Source organism: Desulfovibrio sp. JY, assembly GCA_021730285.1.
GTDB lineage: Bacteria > Desulfobacterota > Desulfovibrionia > Desulfovibrionales > Desulfovibrionaceae > Solidesulfovibrio.
In genome coordinates, this window is the sequence record CP082962.1 from 3,054,015 (window position 1) to 3,078,920 (window position 24,906).

At 64.7% G+C, this 24,906-nt stretch carries 26 protein-coding genes; 17 read left to right on the forward strand and 9 right to left on the reverse strand.

Annotation, left to right across the window (positions count from 1 at the left end):
* Positions 1 to 183: 183 nt before the first annotated feature.
* The 13 genes from K9F62_13580 (at position 184) to K9F62_13640 (ending at position 11,821) form a co-directional block, all read left to right on the forward strand.
* Positions 184 to 699, forward strand: a complete 516-nt coding sequence (locus tag K9F62_13580; GenBank protein ID UJX39743.1) for an NADH-quinone oxidoreductase subunit J — start codon at positions 184 to 186, stop codon at positions 697 to 699.
* On the forward strand, positions 696 to 1,007 hold the full coding sequence (gene nuoK / locus K9F62_13585; GenBank protein UJX39744.1) for an NADH-quinone oxidoreductase subunit NuoK: 312 nt from the start codon (positions 696 to 698) through the stop codon (positions 1,005 to 1,007). Before K9F62_13580 ends, nuoK begins: the two co-directional genes overlap by 4 nt.
* 3 nt (positions 1,008 to 1,010) lie before the next feature.
* Entirely contained in the window at positions 1,011 to 2,504 is a 1,494-nt protein-coding gene (locus K9F62_13590; GenBank protein ID UJX39745.1) for a monovalent cation/H+ antiporter subunit D family protein, read from the forward strand.
* 92 nt (positions 2,505 to 2,596) lie between these two features.
* Entirely contained in the window at positions 2,597 to 2,863 is a 267-nt protein-coding gene (locus K9F62_13595) for a hypothetical protein (GenBank protein ID UJX39746.1), read from the forward strand.
* Entirely contained in the window at positions 2,850 to 4,664 is a 1,815-nt protein-coding gene (locus K9F62_13600; GenBank protein ID UJX39747.1) for a Na(+)/H(+) antiporter subunit D, read from the forward strand. The genes K9F62_13595 and K9F62_13600 overlap by 14 nt, the downstream gene beginning before the upstream one ends.
* Before the next feature lie 26 nt (positions 4,665 to 4,690).
* Entirely contained in the window at positions 4,691 to 6,268 is a 1,578-nt protein-coding gene (locus K9F62_13605; protein ID UJX39748.1) for an NADH-quinone oxidoreductase subunit M, read from the forward strand.
* Positions 6,265 to 7,665: an NADH-quinone oxidoreductase subunit N gene (locus K9F62_13610; protein ID UJX39749.1), complete on the forward strand. Its 1,401-nt coding sequence runs from the start codon at positions 6,265 to 6,267 to the stop codon at positions 7,663 to 7,665. The genes K9F62_13605 and K9F62_13610 overlap by 4 nt, the downstream gene beginning before the upstream one ends.
* A 36-nt stretch (positions 7,666 to 7,701) precedes the next feature.
* Positions 7,702 to 8,100, forward strand: coding sequence for an NADH-quinone oxidoreductase subunit A (locus tag K9F62_13615; GenBank protein ID UJX39750.1), 399 nt, complete (start codon positions 7,702 to 7,704; stop codon positions 8,098 to 8,100).
* The gene (nuoB, locus tag K9F62_13620; GenBank protein ID UJX39751.1) at positions 8,058 to 8,594 is read left to right on the forward strand and encodes an NADH-quinone oxidoreductase subunit NuoB; all 537 of its coding nucleotides are present in this window, start codon (positions 8,058 to 8,060) and stop codon (positions 8,592 to 8,594) included. The genes K9F62_13615 and nuoB overlap by 43 nt, the downstream gene beginning before the upstream one ends.
* On the forward strand, positions 8,591 to 9,145 hold the full coding sequence (locus K9F62_13625; protein UJX39752.1) for an NADH-quinone oxidoreductase subunit C: 555 nt from the start codon (positions 8,591 to 8,593) through the stop codon (positions 9,143 to 9,145). The genes nuoB and K9F62_13625 overlap by 4 nt, the downstream gene beginning before the upstream one ends.
* Before the next feature lie 9 nt (positions 9,146 to 9,154).
* Complete coding sequence (locus tag K9F62_13630) at positions 9,155 to 10,312, forward strand: NADH-quinone oxidoreductase subunit D (protein UJX39753.1); 1,158 nt, start codon at positions 9,155 to 9,157, stop codon at positions 10,310 to 10,312.
* The gene (gene nuoH / locus K9F62_13635; GenBank protein UJX39754.1) at positions 10,309 to 11,298 is read left to right on the forward strand and encodes an NADH-quinone oxidoreductase subunit NuoH; all 990 of its coding nucleotides are present in this window, start codon (positions 10,309 to 10,311) and stop codon (positions 11,296 to 11,298) included. The genes K9F62_13630 and nuoH overlap by 4 nt, the downstream gene beginning before the upstream one ends.
* A 1-nt stretch (position 11,299) precedes the next feature.
* Positions 11,300 to 11,821: a 4Fe-4S binding protein gene (locus K9F62_13640; GenBank protein ID UJX39755.1), complete on the forward strand. Its 522-nt coding sequence runs from the start codon at positions 11,300 to 11,302 to the stop codon at positions 11,819 to 11,821.
* Positions 11,822 to 12,023: 202 nt separating this feature from the next.
* Here the strand turns inward: K9F62_13640 and K9F62_13645 are convergent, their stop codons facing one another.
* From K9F62_13645 to K9F62_13675, 7 genes are all read right to left on the reverse strand, one after another.
* Positions 12,024 to 13,394 (reverse strand): FAD-binding protein, encoded by a 1,371-nt coding sequence (locus tag K9F62_13645; protein ID UJX39756.1) that lies wholly within the window; start codon positions 13,392 to 13,394, stop codon positions 12,024 to 12,026.
* 2 nt (positions 13,395 to 13,396) lie between these two features.
* Positions 13,397 to 14,089 (reverse strand): amino acid ABC transporter permease, encoded by a 693-nt coding sequence (locus K9F62_13650; GenBank protein UJX39757.1) that lies wholly within the window; start codon positions 14,087 to 14,089, stop codon positions 13,397 to 13,399.
* A 4-nt stretch (positions 14,090 to 14,093) separates the two neighbouring features.
* The gene (locus K9F62_13655; GenBank protein ID UJX39758.1) at positions 14,094 to 14,879 is read right to left on the reverse strand and encodes an amino acid ABC transporter ATP-binding protein; all 786 of its coding nucleotides are present in this window, start codon (positions 14,877 to 14,879) and stop codon (positions 14,094 to 14,096) included.
* A 1-nt stretch (position 14,880) separates the two neighbouring features.
* The gene (locus K9F62_13660; GenBank protein ID UJX39759.1) at positions 14,881 to 15,594 is read right to left on the reverse strand and encodes an amino acid ABC transporter permease; all 714 of its coding nucleotides are present in this window, start codon (positions 15,592 to 15,594) and stop codon (positions 14,881 to 14,883) included.
* A gap of 80 nt (positions 15,595 to 15,674) precedes the next feature.
* Positions 15,675 to 16,427 (reverse strand): ABC transporter substrate-binding protein, encoded by a 753-nt coding sequence (locus tag K9F62_13665; protein ID UJX39760.1) that lies wholly within the window; start codon positions 16,425 to 16,427, stop codon positions 15,675 to 15,677.
* Positions 16,428 to 16,605: 178 nt separating this feature from the next.
* Entirely contained in the window at positions 16,606 to 17,523 is a 918-nt protein-coding gene (locus tag K9F62_13670; GenBank protein UJX39761.1) for a diguanylate cyclase, read from the reverse strand.
* Between the two features lie 67 nt (positions 17,524 to 17,590).
* Positions 17,591 to 18,484, reverse strand: a complete 894-nt coding sequence (locus tag K9F62_13675) for a DMT family transporter (protein UJX39762.1) — start codon at positions 18,482 to 18,484, stop codon at positions 17,591 to 17,593.
* Positions 18,485 to 18,610: 126 nt separating this feature from the next.
* Here K9F62_13675 and K9F62_13680 point away from each other — a divergent pair, with 126 nt between their 5' ends.
* From K9F62_13680 to K9F62_13690, 3 genes are all read left to right on the forward strand, one after another.
* Complete coding sequence (locus K9F62_13680) at positions 18,611 to 19,714, forward strand: FAD-dependent oxidoreductase (protein ID UJX39763.1); 1,104 nt, start codon at positions 18,611 to 18,613, stop codon at positions 19,712 to 19,714.
* A gap of 15 nt (positions 19,715 to 19,729) precedes the next feature.
* Positions 19,730 to 20,260 carry a 4Fe-4S binding protein gene (locus K9F62_13685; GenBank protein UJX39764.1) on the forward strand — a complete coding sequence of 177 codons (531 nt, stop codon included), beginning with the start codon at positions 19,730 to 19,732 and terminating at the stop codon, positions 20,258 to 20,260.
* Positions 20,261 to 20,348: 88 nt separating this feature from the next.
* On the forward strand, positions 20,349 to 20,957 hold the full coding sequence (locus K9F62_13690) for a tetratricopeptide repeat protein (protein UJX39765.1): 609 nt from the start codon (positions 20,349 to 20,351) through the stop codon (positions 20,955 to 20,957).
* A gap of 516 nt (positions 20,958 to 21,473) precedes the next feature.
* Here K9F62_13690 and K9F62_13695 read toward each other — a convergent pair.
* A complete protein-coding gene (locus K9F62_13695; protein ID UJX43208.1) occupies positions 21,474 to 22,907 on the reverse strand; it encodes a DASS family sodium-coupled anion symporter in 1,434 nt (477 codons plus the stop codon).
* A 522-nt stretch (positions 22,908 to 23,429) separates the two neighbouring features.
* On the opposite strand from K9F62_13695, the gene K9F62_13700 reads away from it, so the two are divergent.
* Positions 23,430 to 24,110: a TetR/AcrR family transcriptional regulator gene (locus K9F62_13700; protein UJX43209.1), complete on the forward strand. Its 681-nt coding sequence runs from the start codon at positions 23,430 to 23,432 to the stop codon at positions 24,108 to 24,110.
* A 187-nt stretch (positions 24,111 to 24,297) separates the two neighbouring features.
* Here K9F62_13700 and K9F62_13705 read toward each other — a convergent pair whose 3' ends face one another.
* Positions 24,298 to 24,906, reverse strand: a complete 609-nt coding sequence (locus K9F62_13705) for a sel1 repeat family protein (GenBank protein ID UJX39766.1) — start codon at positions 24,904 to 24,906, stop codon at positions 24,298 to 24,300.

Below are 24,906 nucleotides of genomic sequence, written 5' to 3' on the forward strand. Positions count from 1 at the left end.
AAGTGGACATGCTGCTTTGACAAATATTGATGCTCAATGGCGTGTTTGATTTCTCAGGTATGGTTGTTTTTTAGTGTGGTTGACTGTTTTGTGGTGTCCATGTCCGGCTTTACCAACGGATGAGGCTTTTGACCGCTGGAAATCAGCTTGTTCGATTTCCAAAATGAGAGCAGCGGGGCGCTTATGAACGAAATGTATCTTGGCCAGTTCGCCTTCGCCTTTTACACCCTGATCGTCCTGGCCGGCGGCGGCCTTGCCGTTTCCGCCGCGAGCCTGGTCAGGGCCATGCTGGGGCTTGTCGTGGCCCTTTTTGGCGTGGCTGGACTGTATCTTCTGCTTTTGGCCGATTTCGTGGCCCTGATGCAGATCCTCATCTATGTCGGCGCGGTCACCGTCCTGATCTTCTTCGCCATCATGCTCACCCGGGCCGCCGCGGACGGCGGCGAGGCGGAAGGACCCGGGGCCGGCGGCATCCTGCGCGCCATCCCGGCCTTTCTCGTCCCGGCGGGCATCCTGGTGCCGCTTCTGGCCGTGTACGGCGCGACCGGATTCCCCACGCCCAAAAACGTCAGCCCGGCCCAGCTCGGCGCCGGGTTGCTCGGCCCCTACACCCTGGCCTTCGAGCTGATCTCCGTGGTGCTGCTCGCGGCCATGGCCGGGGCTGTCATTCTGGCCTTTGAAAAGCGAGAACCCAGATGAACAATCCGCTCGTGCTTTACCAGGTCGTGGCCGTGATGCTGCTGTGCCTGGGGCTTTATGCCCTGGTGGCCCGGCGCACCCTCATCGGCATGCTCATCGGCGTGGAACTGATGTTAAACGGCGCGGGACTTTCCATCGTGGCCGCCGCCCAGCTCACGCCCATGGACGCCGTCCTCGGCCAGCTCGGCGCGCTGCTGGTCATGGGGCTTGCCGCCGCCGAAGCCACGCTGGTCCTGGCCATTGTCCTGGTGGTCAACAAACGTTTCGGGGACGCCGCCGCCGACGGCCCCAGCGAACTGAAGGGGTAGCTCATGGCCGTTGCCGCTCAAACCGTTGAAAGCGCTCGGGTCCTCGCCCCGATCATCATCACCTTCCTGGCTCCGTTCGCCTTGTGGCTCCTGCGCAAGAACCAGGACCTGCGCGAGGGCGTGTCTTTCGCCGCCGCGGCCATGGCCTTCGCCGCCGTGGTGTCCATGGTGCCCGGGGTGCTTGATGGCGTCGTCTGGACCTACCACGTCGTCACCTTCTTCCCCGGCGTGTCCATCACCTTCGCCGTGGACGGGCTGTCCTGCATCTTCGCCATCGTCGCCACGTTTTTGTGGTTCTTCGCCACAAGCTACAACATCGGCTACATGCGCACGCTCAAGGAACACGCCCAGACCCGTTATTACTTCTGCTTCGCCGTGGCCATCTTCGGCGCCGTGGGCGTGGCCTTTTCCGGCACCATCGTGACGCTGTACCTCTTTTATGAGGTCATCACCGTCTTCACGTATCCTCTGGTCGCCCACCACCAGGACGCCGAAGGCTACCATGGGGCGCGCAAGTACCTCATCTACTTGATGGGCACCTCGAAGCTCTTCCTGCTGCCGGCCATGATCCTGACCTACGTCCAGTGTGGCACGCTCGACTTCAACCTGGTCGACATCAGCCACGGCATGTTCCCTCCGGGGGCCAACCCGACGCTCGTGACCATCACCTACTTCCTGTTCATCTTCGGTCTGGCCAAGGCCGCCATCATGCCGCTGCACAACTGGCTGCCCTCGGCCATGGTCGCGCCGACGCCCGTCTCGGCCCTGCTGCACGCGGTGGCCGTGGTCAAGGCCGGCGTGTTTTCGGTCGCGCGCGTCATGCTGTCCTGCTTCGGCGTGGACCTGCTCTCCCATCTGGGACTGGGGCTCATCACCGCCTATCTGGCCGCCTTCACCATCCTGGTGGCCTCGATCATCGCGCTCACCAAGACCGACCTCAAGGCGCGGCTGGCCTATTCCACGGTCAGCCAGCTCTCCTACATTATAATAGGCGTGGCCATGCTTTCGCCGCTGGCCATCAAGGGCGGTCTGCTGCACATCGCCAACCACGCCTTTGCCAAAATCACGCTCTTTTTCGCCGCCGGCGCGATCTTCGTGGCCACGAGTCTGCGGGAGATCCCACTCATGGACGGGCTTGGCCGCAAATTACCCTTTACCTTCGGCGCGTTTGCCGTGGCCTCGCTGTCCATGATCGGCGTGCCGCCGGTGTGTGGTTTTGTCAGCAAATGGTATCTGGTCAACGGAGCCGTCAGCATCCACCAGTATATTCTGCTGATCGCGCTTTTGGCCTCGACACTCTTAAACGCCGGCTACTTCGTGCCGGTGGTCTACCGGGCCTTTTTCCGGCCGCCGGTCGCCGGCATGGACCACTCGCAGTTCAAGGAAGCGCCGCTGGTCATGGTGGTGCCGCTTTGCCTGACGGCGCTCATCTCCGTGCTGATCGGCGTGTATCCGCAGTTTTTCCTGTCCTTCGTGGACGCTTTCGGCAGATTTTAATCGGCAACCGCAAGGAAATGCCGGTCGTTTGTAAATGATGGCAGGGCCGCGCGTCCCTTGGGGCGGGCGGACACAGAGAAGGGGAGATCGCCATGCAGGAACCGCAATCGCTTGGAAACTGGCTGGAGCGGGCCAGGGCCAACGCCGCCGGATGGAAAAAAGCGCTCTATGCCGTACTGGGCTTATGCGTGGTGCTCAACCTCTTCATCACGCCGCACCATCCCCATTTCCCCGGTGAAGGCATGCCCGGGTTCTGGGAGGTCTTCGCGCTCGTGGCCACGATCGTCATGGTCGTGGTGCTCAAAAAGGTGATCTACCCCATCTTGGCGCGCCCGGAGGACGACAATGGCCGGTCTTGAAAACATCGTGGGCATCCATTTTCTGCACCCGGCCATCGGCTTCCTGGCCTTGGCCCTGGTCATGGCCTTTTTGTCCAATGAAACCTACAAGACATGGCGCTGGCTGCTGCTGGCCCCGCCAATCATGGCCATCGCTTCGGTCGTTGCCCTGACGCTCGGCCCTGACGGCGTACGTAACCTGGCCTCCATTCCCTATCTCGGCCAGACGTTGGAGCTGGGCCGGGTGGACGCCCTGTCGCTCATTTTCGCCGACGTCTTCGCCATCCAGGCGCTTATAGGCTTCATCTACGCCCTGCACGTGCCGGATCGGGGCCAGCACATGGCCGCCTGCGCCTACGTCGCCGGTGGATTCGGCTGCGTGTTCGCCGGGGATTACATCACGCTCTTTATTTTCTGGGAACTGATGAGCGTCGCCTCGGTGTTCCTCATCTGGTTGCGCCAGACGCCCCAGGCCACGGCCGCCGGCTTCCGGTACTTCCTGTTCCACACCTTCGGCGGCTTGTTCCTCCTGGCCGGGCTGCTGCTGCGCTACGGGGCCATCGGCACCTTCGCCTTCACCCCGGTGGATCCGGCCACGGCCCACTACTACGACTACCTCATCATGCTCGGCTTCCTGGTCAACGCCGCCTTCGTGCCGCTGCACGCCTGGCTGCCCGACGCCTACCCCGAAGCCACGGTCACGGGCGCGGTGTTCATGAGCGCCTTTACCACCAAGACCGCCGTCTACGTGCTGGCCCGGGGCTTCGCCGGGTTCGAGATCCTGGCCGTCGGCGGCTGCATCATGGCGCTCTACGGCGTCTTTTACGCGACCATTGAGAACAATGCCCGGCGCATCCTGTCCTACCACATCGTTTCCCAGGTCGGGTACATGGTCTGCGGCATCGGCATCGGCACGGCCATGGCCGTGGACGGGGCCTGCGCCCACGCCTATGCCCACATCCTTTATAAGGGCCTGCTGTTCATGGGCACGGGCTGCCTGCTCTACGCCTGCGGCACGGCCAAGCTGTCCGAGCTTGGCGGTCTGGCCTCGCGGATGCCGCTGGTCATGATCGGCTACATGGTCGGCGCGGTCTCCATCTCCGGCATGCCGCTCTTCAACGGCTTCGTGACCAAGACCATGACCATCACCGCCGCCGCCGAGGCCCATCGCACCTGGTTGGCCCTCGGCATGGAACTGGCCGCCGTGGGCACGTTCCTCTCCGTCGGCATCAAGCTGCCGTACTTCGCTTTCTGGGCCAAGCCGAAGAGCACCATGGAGATCAAGCCCATCCCCTGGAACATGTACCTCGGCATGGCCATCTCTTCGTTCCTGTGCCTCTTTATCGGCCTGTTCCCGGGCACGCTCTATTCGCTGCTGCCCTTTCCCACGGACTACGTGCCCTACACCCCCTGGCATGTGTTGCAGGCCTGCTGCCTGCTCGGCTTCACCGGGCTCGGGTTCTACCTCATGCGCAAGATCATTCCGCCGCACCCCAGCCGCAACCTGGATTTCGACTTCCTGTACCGGGCCATTGGCCGGGGCTTTGTGAAGGTCGTTTCCGTGCCGGCTGCGGCTATCGATAACATCTGGACCGATGTCTACGAGAAGGTTGGGCTTAAGGCCCTGATCGAGGCCGGACACGGCACGAGCATCTTTGACGGCAAAGTCATCGACGGCGTGCTCGACGGCTCGGCCAGGAGCGTGCGTGAAGTCGGCGGGGCGACGGTCGCGCGCGGCCAGACCGGACGGCTGCAGGATTATCTCGCCGCGGCCGTGACCATAGGTCTTGTCATCTTCGCCATCGTCTGGTTCGTCGGCTGACCGCCAAGGGTCAAAGGGAGCTTTGCATGACGACGCAATACGGATTTCCGGTGGTGACGATGCTGATCGTCCTGCCTTTGGTGGTCGCGGCGGCCTTGCTGGTGCTGCGGCGAAACGAGCGCACCGTGCGGCTCGTGACGCTCGGCGCGGGCATTCTCGAATGCCTGCTCGCGTTGCCGCTACTCTCCTACGCGCCAAACGGCCCGGCCTTTCAGTTCGTGGAGCAGGCGCCCTGGCTGCCGGCCCTTGGCATGTCCTACCACATGGGCGTGGATGGCCTGAGCCTCTACATGATCCTCTTAACCGCCCTGATGCTGCCGCTTTGCGTACTCGGCTCCTGGACGTACATCAGTAAGCGCGTCACCGAGTTCCACTTCTGCCTGCTGCTGATGACCTCGGCCTGCATCGGCGTGTTCGCGGCGCTCGATTTCGTGCTCTTCTACGTCTTCTGGGAGGCCATGCTCGTCCCCATGTACCTGCTGATCGCGGTCTGGGGCGGGCCGAGACGGCGTTACGCCTCCATCAAGTTCTTCCTCTACACCCTGGCCGGCTCGACGCTCTTGCTCGCGGCCATCGTGGCCTTCCGCCACGTCGGCGGCACCTTCTCCATCCCCGAACTGATGGAGAAGAGCTATTCCTTCCGCTTCCAGATGTGGGCTTTCCTGGCCATGGCCCTGGCCTTTGCCATCAAGGTCCCCATGTTTCCGTTCCATACCTGGCTGCCGGCCGCCCACGTCGAGGCCCCGGCCGCGGGCAGCGTGCTGCTGGCCGCCATTTTGCTCAAAATGGGCACCTACGGCTTCCTGCGTTTCTGCCTGCCGCTGACCCCGGCCGCCTCGGTCACGGCCGCCCCGGTCATGATCGCCATCTCCATCGCCTCCATCATCTACGGCGGCTGCATCGCGCTCGGGCAGACCGACATCAAGAAACTGATCGCCTACTCGTCCGTGGGCCACATGGGCTTCGTGACGCTCGGCATCTTCCTTTTCAGCGTCAAGGGCGTCTCCGGGGCCATCCTCCAGATGCTCAACCACGGCATCACCACCGGCGGCCTCTTCATGATGGTCGGACTCATCTACGAACGCAGCCACAGCCGCGAGATCACCGACAACCAGGGACTCGGCAAGTTCATGCCGGCCTTCATGTTCCTCTTCGGCCTTTTTTCCTTCTCGTCCCTGGCCTTTCCGGGCACCAACAGTTTCGTGGGCGAGATCCTGGTCCTTATCGGGGCCTTCTCCAGCAATACCTGGGTCGGCTTCTGCGCCGTGCCCGGGGCCATGCTCGCCGCCGCCTACATGCTGCGCCTGCTGCAGCGCGTGACCTGGGGCGAGCCGAGCTCCTTCAAGAAGAGCTGGCATGACCTCGGCGCGCGGGAATGGGTGACGCTCATCCCGCTGGCCTTGCTCGTCTTCTATATCGGCCTGGCCCCGTCGTTGGCCATCAAGACCATCGAGCCCTCCATCGAGCGTGTGCTTTCCGTCATGCACCAAAAGAATCAGGCCATGGGCTTGACCAGTGACATGAAGTTCACCGAGCGCATGCGCCTTCCCGCGTCCATGACCGTGGCCACCGCCACGGACGCCGTCCGCAAGGAGCTTCCATGACCATCTTCAAACTGTTGCCGGAATTGTGGCTGCTGGGCATTGTCTGCGCCCTGTTCGTCGCCAGCGTGCGCGGCTCGCGGCGGGTGATGTCCTGGTTGCCCGTGGCCGCCGGAATCGGCGTGCTGGTCGCCGTGGCCGGGCTCTCGTCCCGGGGCGAGATGCTCTACGCCACCTACAAGCTGGATGCCCTGTCGCAGTTTTTCAAGCTCGCCATCGCCTTCGGCTTCGCCGTGGTGGCCGGCATCGCCGCCGGCAAGAAAGAAAGCCGGGACCTGACCCCTGACTACTTCATGCTGCTGGCGCTTTCGGCCTGGGGACTCATGCTTTTGGCCTCGTGCGTGGAGCTGGTCACGCTGTACCTGGCCCTGGAGCTTTCCTCCTACAGCCTCTACGCCCTTATTCCGCTGCGCGGCCAGGATCGGCGCGCGGCCGAAGCCGGCATCAAGTATATCCTTTTCGGCGCGGCGGTGACGGCCATTGCCCTTTTCGGCCTGTCCTACATCATGGCCGCCAAGCACACGACCTACATCGCCGCCTTGGCCGCCTCCTCCTGGAGCTTTGCCGACGCGCCCCTGGCCGTGGTCGGGTTGACCCTCTTTCTGGCCGGCTTCTTCTACAAGCTGGCGCTGTTCCCGTTCCACTTCTGGTGCCCTGACGTCTATCAGGGGACGAAAAACGAGACGGCCGCCTACGTGGCCACCATTCCCAAACTCGGCGCCGTGGTGGTGCTGGTGCGTCTGGCCGCCATTCTCACCCCGCACATGGAAGTGACCACCATCCTGGCCATCCTCGGCGCGATCTCCATGACCGGCGGCAACCTGGCCGCCCTGGTCCAGCGCGACGTCAAGCGCCTGCTCGGCTACTCCTCCGTGGCCCATGCCGGCTACGTCATGCTGGGCCTTGCCGCCGGATCGGCGGCGGGGCTGGCCGCCTCGGCCTTTTACAGCCTGGCCTACATCCTCATGAACCTGGCTGCCTTCTACGTCGTGTGCACCATCTCGAAAGACGGCGAGAATCCGAGCCTGGACGACCTCGACGGCCTGTATCACCGCGCGCCGGCCCTGGCCATGATCCTGGCCGTGGCCGCCTTCTCCCTGGTCGGCCTGCCGCCGACCGCCGGGTTCACGGGCAAGCTCTTCCTGCTCTCGGCCGCCTGGGATCAGGGCTTTTACTGGCTGGTGATCGTGGCCGTGCTCAATACGGCCATCTCCATCTACTACTACCTGGGTCTGGTGCGCCACGCCTACACCGGCGAATCCGACGCTCCGGCCCTGGTCATCCCCAAGGGCACGTTGGTCTTTGGCGGCGTGCTGGCGGCGCTGGTGCTCCTGGCCGGCATCATTCCCGCGCCGCTGTACGATCTGGCGGCCATGGCCGGGACCCAGCTGCACCCCTAGGGTGCGGCGGCAGTCAACGAAAGGAGGGAAAGGCGCATGGTCTTTACCTGGTTTCAAGCGGCGATACTGCTCTTCTTCCTGGGCGGGGTGCTCTTTGCCGCCGGCCCGCTTCTGGCCGAGCTGTTCCTCGCCCCCAAGGCCCGCGGCGGAGCCCTGGCCGAGACGTACGAATGCGGCGTGCCCACCCACGGCCGTTCCTGGGTCCGGTTCGGCATCAACTACTACTTCTACGCCCTGATCTTTTTGGCCTTCGAGGTGGATATCCTCTACCTCTTCCCCGTGGCGGCCCTTTTCGCCAAGCCCCAGGGGATGGTCGCGGCCATCAAGTTGCTGGTTTTCATCGCGGTGCTCGGCGCCGCCATCATCTACTTCATGCGTAAGGGAGTGTTCACATGGCCCCGCAGAATCCAGGTCCGTGTTGCGCCCCGGCCGTAAACACGGTCGAACCGGCGCTCGTCGCCACGCCTGCGGTCCAGAAGATCGTGGATGTGTGCCGGGCCATGTCCATCTGGCCCATGACCTTCGGCATCGCCTGCTGCGCCATCGAGATGATGGCCGTGGGCATGGCCCGGTTCGACATCGCGCGCTTCGGCGCGGAGGTTTTCCGGCCCTCGCCGCGCCAGTCCGATCTGATGATCGTGGCCGGTACGGTCAACAAGAAGCTCGCCCCGCTGGTGGTGCGGCTTTTCGAACAGATGCCCGCGCCGCGTTTCGTCATGGCCCTTGGCAACTGCGCCATCTCGGGCGGCCCGTTCAATATTGAGGGCCAGTACAACGTGGTCCAGGGCGTGGACACCCTCATCCCGGTCGACGTCTACGTGCCCGGCTGCCCGCCCCGTCCCGAGGGATTGCTGGAAGGCCTGTTCGCCATCCAGCAGAAGATGACCGGCCGGCGCTGGTGGCAGGTCCCCGCTGGAGGCGAACGATGAACCAGGCCCTTCTCGAAAAACTCCATCCGGCCTGCTCCGCGCCCCTGGATTTCAAGGCCACGGGCTGCGTGCTCTCCGTCACCCTGACGGCGGAAACCATCCACGACGCCGTGGCCGTGCTTTTCGCCGAAGGCTACCTGCTCGAGGACGTCATGGCCTCCGACCTGGAGGAGGGCTTCGAGGTGGCCTACCACCTGAGCCTGCTCGACGGCGCCAACCGCATCGTGCTGCGCCTGACCGTGCCCCACGACAACCCGACGGTACCGACGGTGAGCGACATTTATTCCGGGGCCGACTGGCACGAGCGGGAATGCTTCGATTTTTACGGCATCACTTTCACCGGCCATCCGAACCTGCACAATCTGCTTCTCCCCGAGAACAGCGATATCCATCCGCTGATCAAGGCGGAGAAGGCCCGCAAGTCCCTGGCCGATCTCGTGCCGCTTTCCTATCTCGTCGACTGCGGGCTGGCCGAGCCCGCTCCCGAGCCCAAGGAGAAGGCCAAACCCGCGCCGGTGGCCCCAAAAGCCGCCAAGGACGCCCAGGGCTAAGGAGGAAGCATGCAAGCCTTCGATCCGAATTCCTTGCGGGGTGATCTCGTCTCCGCGCGGTTCGAGCCCGGACCGACCGAGGACAAGCTCATTTTGAGCATGGGCCCGCAGCATCCCTCCACGCACGGCGTGTTGCGCATCATGCTCGAACTCGACGGCGAGTACATCGTGCGGGCCGAGCCGGTGCTCGGCTACATTCACCGCATGCACGAGTGGATGGCCGAGCAGAAGACCTACATGCAGTTCATGCCGAACATGGGCCGGGTGGACTATCTCCATCCCATGGCCTGGAACTGGGCCTTTGCCGGTGCGGTGGAACGGCTGATGGGGCTCGAGGTGCCGGAGCGCGCCGAGTACATCCGCGTGGCCGTGACGGAACTCAACCGCATCACCTCGCATTTGCTGTGGTGGGGCGCCTATCTGCTCGACCTCGGGGCGTTTACTCCCATCATGTACGCCTTCGACGATCGCGAGAAGATCCTCGACATCCTCCAGGACGTCACGGGTTCGCGCCTGACCTATTCCTACTTCACCATCGGCGGGCTGTACGGCGACGTGCCCGACGACTTCGCCTCGCGCTGCCTGGCCTTCACCCGGCACCTGCGGTCGCGGCTGCCCATGTACCGCGATCTGGTCACGGACAACGTGATCCTGCGCGGGCGCTGCGAGGGCATCGGCGTCATGGACGTGGAACTGGCCCGCCGCTACGGCGCGACCGGCCCCATGATCCGCGGTTCGGGCGCGCCCGTGGACACCCGCCGGGCCGAGCCCTACGGCGTCTACAACCGCTTCGACTTCCACATCCCGACCTACACCGAAGGCGACGCCATGGCCCGCTACATGGTGCGCCTCGACGAGCTGGTCACCAGCTGCGACATCATCGACCAGGCCGTGGCCAACCTGCCGGGCGGCCCGATTCAGACCAAGGTGCCGAAGACCATAAAGCCGCCCAAGGGCGAGGCCTCCTTCGCCGTCGAAGGCGCGCGCGGCAAGATCCTCGTCCACGTGCGTTCCGACGGCGGCCCCAAGCCGTACCGGGTCAAGCTGCGCGCCCCGGGTTTTTCCAACCTGCACGTGTTCAGCGAACTGGCCGAGGGCACGCTCCTGGCCGACGCCGTTTCCATCCTGGGCAGCCTTGACCTTGTCATCCCGGAGATCGACCGATGAACATGGACATGCTTTTAAGCCTCGATTATCCGCTGACGCGGCTGGTCATCGGCCTGCTGGGCATCTTCGCCTTTGTCGGCCTCAACGGCCTGATCCTGGTGTGGGTCGAACGCAAGGTGGCCGGCCATTGCCAGTACCGTCCCGGTCCCTTGCACGTGGGGCCTCACGGCCTGCTGCAGCCGCTGGTCGACGCGGTCAAGCTCATGGGCAAGCAGCTCGTGGCGCCGGCCCGGTGCGACCGGGTCCTTTTCTGGACCGCGCCGCTTCTGGCCTTCGCACCGGTGACCATCTGCCTGTTGCCGTTGCCCTACGGCCCCAGCCTTTCACCCATCCCCATGAACCTCGGGCTGGTGCTCATCCTGGCCTTTTCCGGGCTTGGCGTGCTGTCGCTGATCCTGGCCGGCTGGGGGTCCAACAACAAATACGGTCTGCTCGGCGCGGCCCGGGCCGTGGCCCAGTCGGTAGCCTACGAGGTGCCGCTGCTGCTGTCGGTCATGGCCGTGGCCCTGACCGCCGGTTCGCTCGACCTCTACACCATCTCGGCCCAGCAGGGCGGCTGGCCCTGGCAGTGGTACGGCGTCAAGAATCCGCTGGCCTTTTTCATCTTCCTCATCTGCGCCGTGGCCGAGACCAACCGCGCTCCCTTCGACCTGCCGGAAGCCGAATCGGAACTGACGGCCGGGTTCCACACCGAATACTCGGGCATGGGCTTCGGCCTGTTCTTCCTGGCCGAATACGCCAACATGATCGTGGTTTCGGGCGTTGCCGCCGCGCTGTTCCTGGGCGGCTGGCAGGGGCCGTTCCTGCCCGGCGTGTGGTGGTTTCTGGTCAAGATCTACTGCGTGCTCTTCTTCATCATCTGGCTGCGCTGGACGTATCCGCGCGTGCGCTTCGACCAGCTCCTTAACCTCAGCTGGAAGTGGCTTACGCCCCTGGCGCTGATCGACCTTGCCCTGACCGTGGTCGTGGCGGGACTTGGAGGCTGACATGTCGCAACTTTCGCAACTTATCGAAGAAGCCTACACGGGGCTCAAAAGCCTGGTCATCGGCCTTGGCGTGACGGGAAAGGCGCTGTGCGAGCCCGGCGTGACCGTGATCTATCCCAAAGAGGAAGTGGACAACCTGGCCACCTTTCGCGGCCATGTGGAGCTGATCGGCAAGGACGACGACCCGGCCGTGGCGCGTTGCGTGGCCTGCGGCGCCTGCGCCAAGGCCTGCCCGTCGAACTGCATCTCGGTGTTGTGCCCGGTGCCGGTCAAGGAAGGCGAGGCGGATACGGGCAAGCTGGGGCCGGCTCCCCAGAAGGGCAGCAAGACGCCGGCGCAATTCATTGTGGATTACTCGCTTTGCAGCCTGTGCGGCCAATGCGCCCGGGCCTGCCCCGTGGATTCGCTGCGCTTTTGCCACGACGCCTACACGGTGGCTTTTGACCGCAAGGCGTTTCAATTCGAACTGGTTTCCCGGCTGCGCCAGCAGGCGGAGCAGGCGCTCGAAGGCGGCGAGGAATAGAAACGCGACACGGCGTTTTCTTTCGCTGGATACGACAAGCGCCCGTGGTTGCCCACGGGCGTTTTTTTTTGTCCGCCGGGCACCTCTCGCCCGTTACGCATCGGCCGACGCGGCACTATCCCTTTGAAAGTTTTGGAAGGGGGTCCAGGGGGAAACTTTTTTCAAAAAGTTTCCCCCTGGCCGCCGGAGGCACGAGACATCCTCAACCTCTGTCGGGCAACACCTTGCCCGGGTTCATGACGCCCCGGGGATCGAACAGGTGTTTGAGGCCCTGTTGCAGGGCGATGGAGCGGGGTGAAAGTTCCATGTCGAGGAAGGGCTTTTTGGCCAGGCCGATGCCGTGTTCGCCGGACATGGTGCCGCCGAGTTCGAGGACGATGGCCACAAGCTCGCGCAAAAGCGCCTGGCCGCGCTCGCGGCTGCCGTCCTCGCCCGTGACGTTGACGTGGATGTTGCCGTCGCCGGCATGGCCGAAGGCGTAGACCGTCATGCCGAAGCGCTGTCCGAGCCCGGGCAGGCGGGCCACAAGCTCGGGGATGCGGGCTATCGGCACCACCGTGTCGTCGGAAAGGTAGACCGGCGCGCTTTCGTGGATGCGCGTGGAGGTCTGGCGGCGGATGTCCCAGAGCTTTTCGCGCTTGGCGGCGTCGTCGGCCGGCATGATGGCCAGGGCCCCGGCGTCGCGGCAGATGTCGGCGATGCGGGTGATGTCCCTGGCCGCCTCGTCCGGGTCGCCGTCGGCTTCGAGCAACAGCAGCGTCGGTTCGCCGTCCGGAAGGGGCAGGGGCAAAAGCTCCTCCACAAGCCCCAGACAGGCCCGGTCCATGAATTCCACGGCCGAGGGCGTGATGCCGCTGGTCATGATGGCGGACACGGTGGTCACGGCGGCGCGGGCGTCGGCGAAAAGCGCGGCAACCGCCCGCACCGCGCGCGGATGGGGAATGAGCTTGACGGTAAGCTCCGTGATGACGCCAAGGGTGCCTTCCGAGCCGACGAGCAGCCCGGTCAGGTCGTAGCCCACCACGCCCTTGCGCGTGGCCACGCCCGTCTTGAGGATTTCCCCGTCCGGCAGCACGCAGGTCGCGCCGAGCACATAGTCGCGGGTGACGCCGTATTTGACGCAGGCCGGGCCGCCGGCGTTGGTGGCGGCGTTGCCGCCCAGGGTGGAGGTGGCCAGGCTCGCCGGGTCCGGCGGGTAGAAAAGGCCGGTTTCGGCGGCGGCGTCGCGCAGGGTCTTGGTGACCACACCCGGCTCGACCACGGCCACGAGGTTGGCCGTATCGATGGCCAGGATGCGGTCCATGGCCGTGGTCGCCACCACCACGCCGCCGGCCGTGGCCACGCAGCCGGCGCACAGCCCGGTGCCGGCCCCGCGCGGGGTCACGGCAAAGCCGTGGCGATGGGCCAGACGCAGCAGGCAGCTGATCTCGTCGGCGTTTCGGGGGAAAAAGACGGCTTCGGGCGCGGCGGCAATGCCCGAATCATCGGTCGCGGCCCCATTGAGCACTTCGGGGTCCGTGCGAAAGCCCGGCCCCAGCTCGCGGGCCAGGGCGGCAAGCAGCGCGACGTCCACGGTCAATCCTTTTTGGCTTCGAATCCCGGCAGTTCCAGGCGCTTTTCCACCGCGCGCAGCACCAGGGTGGCCACGGTCACCAGCGCCAGATAGTAGACGCCGACCACGACGAAAACCTCGGTGTTGCGAAAGGTGGACTTGGCCAGGCTCCTGCCCATGCCGGTCAGGTCGCTGACCGTGATGATGGAGGCCAGCGACGAATATTTGATGAGGTAGATGATCTCGTTGCCGCAACCGGGCAGCGCCCGGCGAAAGGCCTGGGGCAGGACCACCGAGGTGATGGTGGTAAACGGCGTCATGCCGAGCGCCTGGGCGGCCCGCAGCTGGCCCCGCTTGATGGAGAGCAGCCCGCCCCGGATGTACTCGGACTGGTAGGCCCCGCTACACAGCGCAAACCCGATGATCGAGGCCCACATGGGCGACAGGATGCAGCGCCAGTCGCCGATGGAGACGTAGGGCAGGGCGAAGTACCAGAAGTAGAGCTGCACCACCAGCGGCGTGCCGCGAAAAAGCGACACGTACCATTCGAGGCCGCGCACCAGCGGCCGGGGGCCGTAGACCCGGGCCGTGCCCACGGTCACGCCGATGGCGATGCCCAGGAGCGAGGAGGGGATGATCAGGAGAATGCTCGTCCACAGGCCCGCATTGAGCGTCGGAATGATGCGGCTGGCCGCGAAATGAAAAAAGCTGTCCATGGCGTCAGGCGGCCGGGGAGGCGAGTTCGCAGGTGGCTTCGCCGGCAAGTTCGCTGAGCTTGGCGCAAAACGACTGGGTGCGGCTGCCCGAGCCCGGAGCGAGCAGGACCGCGGGCGAACCGCGCTCCACGATGCGCCCCTGTTCCATAAACAGGAACTCGTCGGCCAGGGCGGCCGAAAAACTGATCTGGTGCGTGGCCATGATCATGGTCATGCCCTCGTCGGCCAGGTCGCGGATGACGGTGAGCACTTCGCCGATAAGCTCCGGGTCCAGGGCCGAGGTCGGCTCGTCGAGGAGCAGTACCTTGGGGTCCAGGGCAAGCGCCCGGGCCACGGACACCCGCTGCTTCTGGCCGCCGGAAAGCTGGGCCGGGTAGAGCGAGGGTTTGTCGGCCAGACCCACCCGGGCCAGTTCCTCCATGGCCCGCGCGGTTGCGGCGCGCTTGTCCATGCCCTTGACCTTGATTAAGGCCACGCGCACGTTCTCCATGGCGGAGAGGTGGTCGAACAGGTTGAAATCCTGAAAGATCATGCCGACCTGCTGGCGCAGGGCGAGCAGTTCGCGCTTGCTTTTGCCGTCGATGGTCTTGCCTTCGAGGGAGATGGTGCCGGAGTCGGGTGGGGAGAGGAAGTTGATGCAGGCGAGCAGCGTGGATTTGCCCGCGCCCGAAGGACCGATGAGCACCTTGAGTCCGCCCCTTTTGACGGTAAGGGATACGTCGTCGAGGATGCGGTTCCCGCCGATGGTCTTGACGATGTTTTCGACGCGCAAAATGGGCTGGTCAACCATGCTACAATGATCCCTGGTGCGCGTATCCGGGGATGCGCACCTTGGCCTCGAGGCGTTTGAGGGCCTTGATGCCGGCCCAGGTGAGAAAGAAAAAGAGCGCCCCGGCCAAAAGGGAAAGGGGCAGCGGCTGGTGGGTGACGGCCGCCACCGACCGGGTGCGGGACATGACCTCGAGAACGCCGATGGTAAAGGCCAGGGCCGAGTCCTTGAGCAGAATGGAATATTCGTTGGACCAGGCCGGAATGGCCAGACGCAGCGCCTGGGGCAGGATGATGGCGCGGATGGCGGTGGCGTCGCTCATGCCGAGCGCCCGGGCGGCCTTGAGCTGTCCCGGCGGCAGGCCCTGGATGGCGCCCCGGAAAATCTGCGACTGGTAGGCGGCGCTGGTCAGGCCAAGGACCAGCACGGCGGACAGAAAGCCCGAGGACAGGGGCAGAAAGGACAGGGCTGGAATCTCGCTTAAGTAGGCCATGATGCCGAAGTAAAAGAGGTAGAGCTGGACCAGGATGGGAATGCCGCGAAAAAGCCAGATGTAGGCCGAGACGAAGCGGCGCATGGCCTTGCCGCCGTAGACGTGGGCCACGGCCAGGGGAATGCCGAAGAGGAGCCCCAGGCCCATGGCGCCGATGATAAGTCCCGCCGTCCACCACAGGCCGCCGAGGATGTAGGGCAGGCCTTCCCAAATGGCCAGGGCTGCCTTGACGTAACCGTCCATAATGATTTGTGTCCGGGAAAGGCGCGCCCGCGCCCGGAGCCGCCCGAAGAAGGACGTCCGGACGCGGGCGGCGCGGCGGATTACAGGCCGTACTTGGCCTTGAGTTCCTTCCAGTAGGGATCGGCCATAAGGAGCTTGAGCCCCTCGTTGATCTTCTTCTGGAATTCCTTGTCTTCCTTGCGCATGGCGTAACCGTACTTCTCCGGCTTGGCGTCGAAGGTGCCGGCGATCTTGTAGCCGGGGTTCTTCATGGCTTCCTTGGCGATGGTGCTGTCCATGCCGGAGCCGGCGATGCGGCCGATTTTCAGGTCCTCCAGGGACAGGTCCGTGGAGTCGTAGGGCACGACCTCGAACTTGTAGCCGGGCTTGGTGACCAGCTCCTCGAGCAGCTTGGCCGTGACCGTGCCGCGCTGTACGCCGATCTTCTTGCCGGAGTGCAGTATGTCGGCCAGGGAGGTGTTGTCCTTTTCCGGAACCACCAGAACCTGGGTGACTTCATAATAGGGGATGGAAAAATCGACCTTTTTGGCCCGCTCGGCCGTGGCGCTCATGCCCGAGGCGATGATGTCGATTTTTTTGGCCAGAAGCGCCGGGATGATGCCGTCCCAGTCCATGGGCTGGTGCTTGACCTTGAAGCCCATTTTCTTGGCGATCCAATTGAGCGACTCGACATCGAAGCCGGAGGGCTTGCCGTCCTTGTCCACGAAGCCGAACGGCGGAAAGCCGAAATCGATGCCGTTGATGTAGACTTTTTCCTCCGCCGCGGCCAGACCGCCGAAGCACAGGACAAAGACGGCCAGTGCGGCCAGAAGAAGGCCAAGACGCTTGCGCATGGTACGCTCCCGGGTTGAGGTGGCGAGGTGAGGGCCAGGGCCGAAACCGACGATGCCGGAACTTCCGGCGTGGACAGACGATGCGGCGTTACGGAACCGTAACCGGATAGCAGAGATGCCGCATCCGGGCAAGGGCGCGGCACATGGGGAAGCGGCTGTGGGAAGGCGTGGACGCGGCCTAAAGGGCCATTTCGCCAAGAACCCGGTTGCGGCCGGCCTGCTTGGCCGCATAGAGCATGCGGTCGGCGGCGCCGACGAGCGCCTCGGGGGTCATGCCGGCCTTGGGCGTGAGCGTTGCCGCCCCAAGGCTCACCGTGACCACCTCGGCGGCACGTGAATCCTCGTGCCCGATGTCGATGTCGATGACGGCTAAACGCATGCTCTCGGCCAGATGCAGCGCGCCGCGAAGGTCGGTGTTTTCGAGCACCACGGCGAATTCCTCGCCGCCGAAGCGCGCCACCAGATCGCCGGGGCGGCGCAAAGCGCCGGAAAGCGCCCGGGCCACGGAGCGCAGGCATTCGTCGCCGGCCATGTGGCCGTAGGCGTCGTTGTAGGCCTTGAAGTCGTCGATATCGGCCATGATCATCGACAGGGTAGTGTTGCAGCGCATGGCGTGACGCCAGGCCTGATCCAGGTATTCGTCGAAACGCCGCCGGTTGGGGATGCCGGTCAGCCCGTCGCGCATGGAAAGCGTTTCGAGCAGGTCCCCCCGGCGTTTGAGCTCCACATGGGCGCGTACCCGGGCCTGCACGATGGGCACGGTGATGGGCTTGGTGATGTAGTCCACCGCTCCAAGGGCCAGCCCCAGCGTCTCGTCGGACACCTCGTTTTTGGCGGTCAGAAAGATGATCGGGATGTTGCGGGTGGAAAAGTCGGCCTTGAGACGGCGGCAGACCTCGTAGCCGTCCATCTCCGGCATGAGGATGTCGAGCAGGATGAGGTCCGGCGGGGTGTCGCACACGAGGCGCAACGCCTCGGGACCGCTCGTGGCGATACGCACGGCGAATTCGTTCCGAAGCGTTTCGGTCAAAATGGCCAGGTTCGACGGGGCGTCGTCAACAACCAGGACATTGGCCGGGGTGGTGGGCGTATCCATGAACAAGGTCTCCGGGACGGAAAAAGTGGCTATGCTGTAGCCGCAAGCGGGTGAAAGCGCAAGACGGTTATCGGTTTTCATATGGTTTCATTTTCCGGTTGGTCAGCCAGACCCCGGCCAGCACCAGCGTGCCGCCAAGGGCCAGGGAGGAGGAGAGCGGCTCGCCGAGGAGCAGCCAGCCGAGAAAGACCGCCGTGACCGGCACCAGATTGATGAACACCCCGGCCTTGGTCGGGCCGATGGCGCGCACGCCTTCGTAGTACCAGGAGAAACCGAAGCCGGTGGCCAGGATGCCGAAAAAAAGCAGACAGCCCCAGGCAACGACGCCGGCGGCGGCCACGTCCCGGACGAGCCCCGTGGCCAGGGCCGGGGGCAAGAGCATCGCCGCGCCGAGAATGCACGACCAGGTGACCGCGCCGTAGGGGGCCACCCGCTCCATAGCTTTTTTCCCGGCCAGCGTATAGGCGGCCCAGGTCAGCACGCAGCCGAAAATGCAGACGTCGCCGAAGGAAAGCCCCTGGCGTAAAAGCGCCCCGGGATCGCCGCCGGAAACGATGAGCCCCACCCCGGCGAAGGAGACCGCGATGCCGCAGGCCTTGGCCACGGTGAAGCGTTCCTTGAAGAGTAGGGCGGAAAAAAGCGCCACCACGGCCGGAATCGAGGCCACGATCAAGGCCGCCCGGCCGGCCGGCACCGTGCGCAGCCCGGCGAAAAAAAGCGCGTTGTAGGCAAAGATGCCGGTCGCGGCCAGGAGCAGCAGCCAGGGCAGGGTCTGGCGGGTGAGCTTCGGCACCCGGCCTTCCAGGCGCGCCGTGAGAAAGACCAGGAAGATCGAAGCGAGCAGAAAGCGCATGAACGCGGCGGAAAAAGGCCCCATGTACCGGCCGAGAATCCGCCCGGCCACCCATGTGCCGCCCCAAAGCACGGCCGAACCGATCAGTTTGCAGTAGATGCCGGACATGGTCTCCTCCGATGGCTTCGGGTCTTTGACGCGTGGCAGGTCGTGGCACAAAGGCGGGGGAAAGTCATCCGGGCGTTGTGATGCCCCGGCCTTTCGCGTACCCTGGCATCGGAACCGGAGGCTTTCATGGACGCCATGAATTTCAATTTCCTGTGCGACGAGCCGCCCCCGCCGAGCGGGGCCTCGGTCGGCATCATCGGGGCCGGTCCGTCGGGACTGGCGGCGGCCGGGTATCTCTCGTGCCTCGGCCATGCGGTCGAGGTCTACGACAAGATGCCAAAGCCCGGCGGGCTCATGCTTTTCGGCATCCCCGGCTACCGCATCCCGCGCGAGCGCATCGAGGCCGGCACTTTGCGCATGGCCCGGCGCTACGGTGTGGTCTTTCACACCCACACGAAAATTTGTTGCAGCGCGCCGCTTTTCGAGGAAGAGGGCGACCATTTCGCAACCGAGGTCAAGGGCCTTGGCGACATGGTCAAAAAGCACGACGCCATCATGATCGCCACCGGCTCCTGGAAATCGCGCCGGCTGGAGATCCCGGGCGAGGAACTCCCGGGCGTGCTGTCCGGGCTGGAATTTCTCTTTCCCATCCGGGCCGCACACTACTGCGCCCCGAACGTCAAGGCCCCGGACGTGGCCGGCCGGCGGGTGGTGGTCATCGGGGCCGGGCATTCGGCCGTGGACGTGGCCCATGGGGCCGTGTCCCTGGGCGCGGCATCGGTCGACGTGCTCTACCGGCGCAGCCGCGCGGAGGCCCCCTGCGGCAGCCTCGAAATCGAACGCCTGGAGCGCGCCGGCGCCACCTGGAACGAAGGCTGCGTGCCGGTGCGCGTGGTGGGCGAAGAGGCGGTCGCCGGCATCGAATTCAGGCGCGGCGGGGCGCTGGAAAGCCTGCCGGCCGACCTGGTGGTGGCGGCCATCGGCGAGGTGGCCACGCCGCCCTTCGCCAAGGAACTCGGGCTCGAATCCGTGCGCAAGGGCGAGGTGCGCTGGCTCAATATGACGGCCATCGAAAACGTGTTCGTGGCCGGCGACGCCTTAACCGGCCCGAGCAAGATCGGCAAGGCCGTCTATTCCGGGCTGCGGGCGGCCCGTTCCCTTGGCAATTGGCTGGAGCTCAAGGCCCAGAACCGGCAGACGGAATTCGCCGCCGACGAGCTTATCAGCCGCGAGGCCGACCGCTTCCCGGGCGGCGGCTTTCGGGACGCGCCCCGGGTGCGCGGGCTGTAACGGACGGACGTCACCATGACCGCGCGCAAGACGCTTTACATCGACTATTCCAAATGCATCGGCTGCGAGACCTGCGAGTATGTCTGCCGGTTCGTCCACGACGTGCCGCGCATCCACATGATCCGGGCCGTCTCGGGCCTCATGGCCCCGTTGTACTGCCGGCACTGCGCCGAGCCCAATTGCGCCAAGGTCTGCAAGCGCGGGGCCATCCGCCGCGACGTGGACGGGGCCATGGTGCTCCAGCCCATGCTGTGCCGGGGCTGCGAGTCGCGCCAGTGCATGCTGGCCTGCCCGTACATGGCCGTTTTCGAGACGGACAAGGGCGTCATGGTGGTCAAATGCGACCTGTGCGCCGCCCGCCGGCAGATCGGCCAGGAACCGGCCTGCGCCCAGATGTGTCCCTGCGGGGCCATTCATTACGTCGCGCCGGACGACATCCCGGCTTTGGCCTGCGAAGCGGCCCAGGACGCCGAGGAGCGGGTGTTGGCCTGCCTGCGTCCCCCGAAAAAAAACGGGAATCCGGGCGGAGGCGGCCAAACGTCTTGACCTCGCCGGAAAAGACCGTCACCCCAGCCGTACAACGCAAGCATCAATCGTAATACCGGCCGGCAGCGGCCGGCGCGGGAGGACAGACGTGCACACACCCGAACAGGATGAAGCAGCCCTCGCCAAGGCCGAGGCCATCCACCAGACTGCCCTGGAAGCCCTGGAACGCAAGGAATTCGATGCCGCCCGGGACGGTTTTCTCAAGGCCCTCGAAGCCTTCCTTTCCCTGGACGATGCCGTGGGACAGGCCATGAGCCAGCATAACCTGGGATTGACCAGCCAGGAGATGGGTGATTTGGCCAAGGCTCGGGAATGGCTGGAAAAATCCCTGGCCATCAGCGAAAAGGAAGAACTCGAAGGCGGCATCACCGTCACCTGCCATCAGCTCGGCGTGGTGGCCCAGATGGCCGAGGACTACCCCAAGGCCGTCGAATGCTACGAGCGCGCCCTGGCCCTCGAGGAAAAAAGCGGCAACATCGCCGGAGAAGCCAGGACCTGCCACCAGCTCGGTCTCGTCGCCAACTACCAGGGCGATCTGGAAGCCGCCAAGGTCTGGTACGCCCGGGCCGTGGCCATCTTCGAGGAACTGGGCGACAAGGAAAACGCCGGCAAGACCAACAAACTGCTCGATTTTCTCACCGACTTCGAACGCAAGGGCAGCCACGAAGGCCACTCCGGCCCCTGCAGTCACGCCTAGCTGTCGAGCGGCGCGAGACTGGGGCTCTGCCCCAGACCCCGCCGGGAGGCCGAGGGCCCCCCGGGCCCCCCATCCGGTGTGCTTTGGCTGGGCGGAAGGCTTGGCTGGCGGCGGGGGGGGGGAAGTGCGGAGAAGATGGAGGCGGAATTTGTCGGGACGGTGCATGTCGCTTCGCGACAAGCTCGTCCCAGGCAAATTCCGCCTCCACCACGCCGGTCGCCCCTGCGGGGCGACATTCGGAGAACATCTCTTCTTAATTCTCTTAAAATGCGGCGCTTCGCCGCTGGCGTGGTTGTTGCCGCAATCGTGTCCGGCGTCGAGGGGCGAAAGCCCCTCGTGCCGCCGGGCCGATTGCGGCAACAAGCGTCTGGTCTCCCGCCGTCCCACCGCGCCTTCGCCCGGCAGAGCGTGAAGGGGGGACCGGGGGGCATCAAGCCCCCCGGCGGTGGGGTGCAGGGGAGGCAGCGCCTCCCCTGCCGGGGTCTGGGGCGGAGCCCCAGCCAGTGAGTGCGTGCTTTATTTCGGTGCGATGGCCCAGGCGGGCAGGTGGGACAGGTCGATGCCCCACAGCATCGGCATGAGGTAGAAGGTCATGCAGGTGATGATGAAGATGCCGAAGACATTGAGCCAGAATCCGGCCTTGCACATCTGTCCTATACTGACGCAGCCGCTGCCGAAGACGACGGCGTTTGGCGGCGTGGCCACGGGCAGCATGAAGGCGAAGGAGGCGGCCACGCAGGCGCCGATGATGGTGGCGTAGGGGTTGATGCCGAGCGCCACGGCGGCGCTGCCCATGATCGGGATGAGCAGGGTGGCGGTGGCGGTGTTGGAGGTCAGTTCGGTCATGAAGATGGTGATGGCCACCACGAGCATGACGAACAGCACCGGGGCCATGCCCTGCAGGGTGGACAGGTTGCCGGCGATCCAGTCGGCCAGGCCGGTCTTGGTGAAGCCGTTGGCGATGGCCAGGCCGCCGCCGAAGAGCAGGATCACGTCCCAGGGGATTTTCACGGCGGTCTTCCAGTCGAGGAGGAACTTGCCGTTCTTGAAGTCCGTGGGCAGGGCGAAGAGGATCAGCGCGCCGACGATGCCGATGGTGGCGTCGTGGACCATGCTGAGCGCGGGGATTTTGACGAATCCGCGCACGATCCAGCAAAAGCCCACGAAGCAGCCCACGGCCACGATCCACTTTTCCTCTTTCTTCATGGGGCCAAGCAGTTCGAGCTCGTGGTCGATGATCTGCTCGCCGCCGGCCAGGGTGAGCTCGCCCATGGGGAACAGGACGCGGGTGAGCAGGTACCAGCAGAAAAGCAGGGTGATGAGCGCCAGGGGCACGCCGAAGGCCATCCACTGGGCGAAGCCGATGTGCTGGCCGTACATCTTGCCGATCATGGCGACCATGATGACGTTGGGCGGAGTGCCGATGATGGTGGCCACGCCGCCGATGGAGGCGGCGTAGGCGATGCCGAGCATGAGCGCGGTGCCGAAGTTGTATTCCGGACCCGAGCCGGAGCCGTGCTTGAGGTCATGGCCTTCGAAGCCGAAGGCCTGCTGGATGACGGCCAGGCCGATGGGCACCATCATCATGGTGGTGGCGGTGTTGCTCACCCACATGGACAGGAAGGCCGTTGCCGCCATGAAGCCGAAGATCATGCGGCTTGGGCTCACGCCGACGAGTTTGATGGTCCTGAGCGCGATGCGCCGGTGCAGGTTCCAGCGCTCCATGGTGACGGCGATGAAAAAGCCGCCCATGAAGAGGTAGATGAGGTGGTCGGCGTAAGGCGCCGTGGCCGCTTTGGACGGCATGATCTTCAGGAGCGGAAACAGGGCGATGGGCAGCAAACTGGTGGCCGGAATGGGAATGGCTTCCGTGATCCACCAGATGGCCATCAATGCCGTTACGGCCGCCACGCGTTGGGCTTCCGGCTTCATGCCCGGCGGCAGCGGCATGAGCAGCAAGATGATGAACACCACGGGGCCAAGGAAGAAACCGACCTTGTTGGCTGTGTGATACTGACGCACAAAACCCCCCTCTACGTTAAGGAAACAATGCCATGCCGGCGGATTCCGCAGGGAACCGTCCGGCCTTCGCGTCCGCGCTCCGGAGTCTGCTTCCCGGGAGCGTCGGACACGTTCGCCTCATTGTCTGGGTGCGTTCTCACAGAACCGGACCGCGACTGCGCGCGGGGGCAATGCGCGGTCGCCATGTGGGGTGGCCGGAGCCGTCGGAGGCCGGGCGCTCTCCCGCAAACGGCATGGCGGGAAGGCGTGGCGGACGGATGCATTGCAGTGGAAAGAGCATAACATGGGTTGATTGATTGGTCAATCAGCCTAGAAAAAAAACTGGGGTTCCGGCTGATTGCGCCAGTCTTGCTAATGGCCGGCGAGTGCCCTAAGGTGCGACTCTCCATGAAACGATCTCAAAATGAAACGTCAAACGCGCCATCCGAACCCGACGCTTCCGCCCGGGAGATGGAGCCTTTCGTACCGAGTGCGGGAGGCGATGCGGTGTCGGGCGGGGCCGGCAAGAAGGAGCGCATCCTGCGCGCGGCCCAGGCCATGTTCGGCCGTCACGGCTTTGCCAACACGACCATGAAGATGATCGCCGAGGAGGCCGGGGTGGCTTTCGGGCTGGTGGCCCATCATTTCGGGGGCAAGGAGAACCTGTTCATCACCGCCGGGTTCGACATGATCGGGCGGCTACTGACCCGGGTACGGGAAGAAGCGAGCGATGCGGAGTCGGGCTATGACGCGCTGACCCGGTTCATACGGGCCTATCTGCGCTTTACCCTCGACAATCCCGAGACGTTTCCCGTGCTCATCCGGTGTTCGCCTTTCGGGGAGCTTGGCGGGGACGACCACAAAGCGCTTGTGGCGGAAAAATTCGACCTGATTTTCGACGAGATCGCCGGCCATTTGAAGCGCGGTATGGACGACGGTTCCATTCGTCTTTTGCCGGTGCGCAAGACGGCGCTGCTGCTCTATGGCAACATCCTGACCGCCGTGCGCACCCACTTCATCACGCCCTACAAGTTCGCCGGTCTCTACGAGGAGACGCTACGCTACGTGCAGCACGCCGTGGCCAATCCCGAGGGGCTCGGGCGCGAAGCGGTCTTTCGCCGCAAGTTCCAGCATTTGTCGCTGATCGACTAAGGGGCGTCGCGCAAGGCCTGTTGGGAATCCATTTTGAAAAATGGTTTCCCACAGTTTTCGTTAGAGCCCCATTCTCTCGCAACCGAGTTTCAATACAAGAAGTTGAGGAAGGGGAGAGCGCGAGAGGGGAGAACCCTTTTCAAAGGGTTTCCCCTCTCGCATTGTCTTCTCTATCTTCTCTTCTCTCTTATTTGCGGGGGGCCCATTGGCTGGCCATGGTCTTGATGGAGGCGATCTGGCGCTGGGTCAGCATGCCCTGGATCTGGTCGCGCAGGGCCTGGGCCCCGGGCTTGTCCTCGGGCGGCAGGTCGGCGGCGCCGGCGGCCAGGAGGGACCAAAAATAGGCTTTGACCGGATTTTGGGCCACGCCCTTGCCGTACAGGTACAGGGTGGCGAGCAGGTATTGGGCGCCGCCTTTGCCGGCAAGGGCGGCTTCGGTCAAAAGCTTGGCCGCGTCCTCGAAATTCTGGGGCACGCCCTGGCCGTAGTAGAGGAGCTTGCCCAGGCAGTACTGGCCGTCGGGATTGCCGGAAGCGGCGGATTTTTTGAACCACTCCGCAGCCTTGGCATAGTCCTGCGGGACGCCAAGACCGGTGTAGTACATGGCTGCCACCTGGTTTTGCACGGCGGCGTCGCCGGCATCGGCCAGGGGCAGGAATTCCTCGAGGGCCTTGGCGTAATCGCCGGCGCGATAGGCCTGCTTGCCTTCCTCGAGTCCGGCCCGGGCCAGGCCGGGCAGCGCCAGACACAGCACAACGACCAGCCCTTTCACCAGCCGGGGGAGATACCGTCGCAT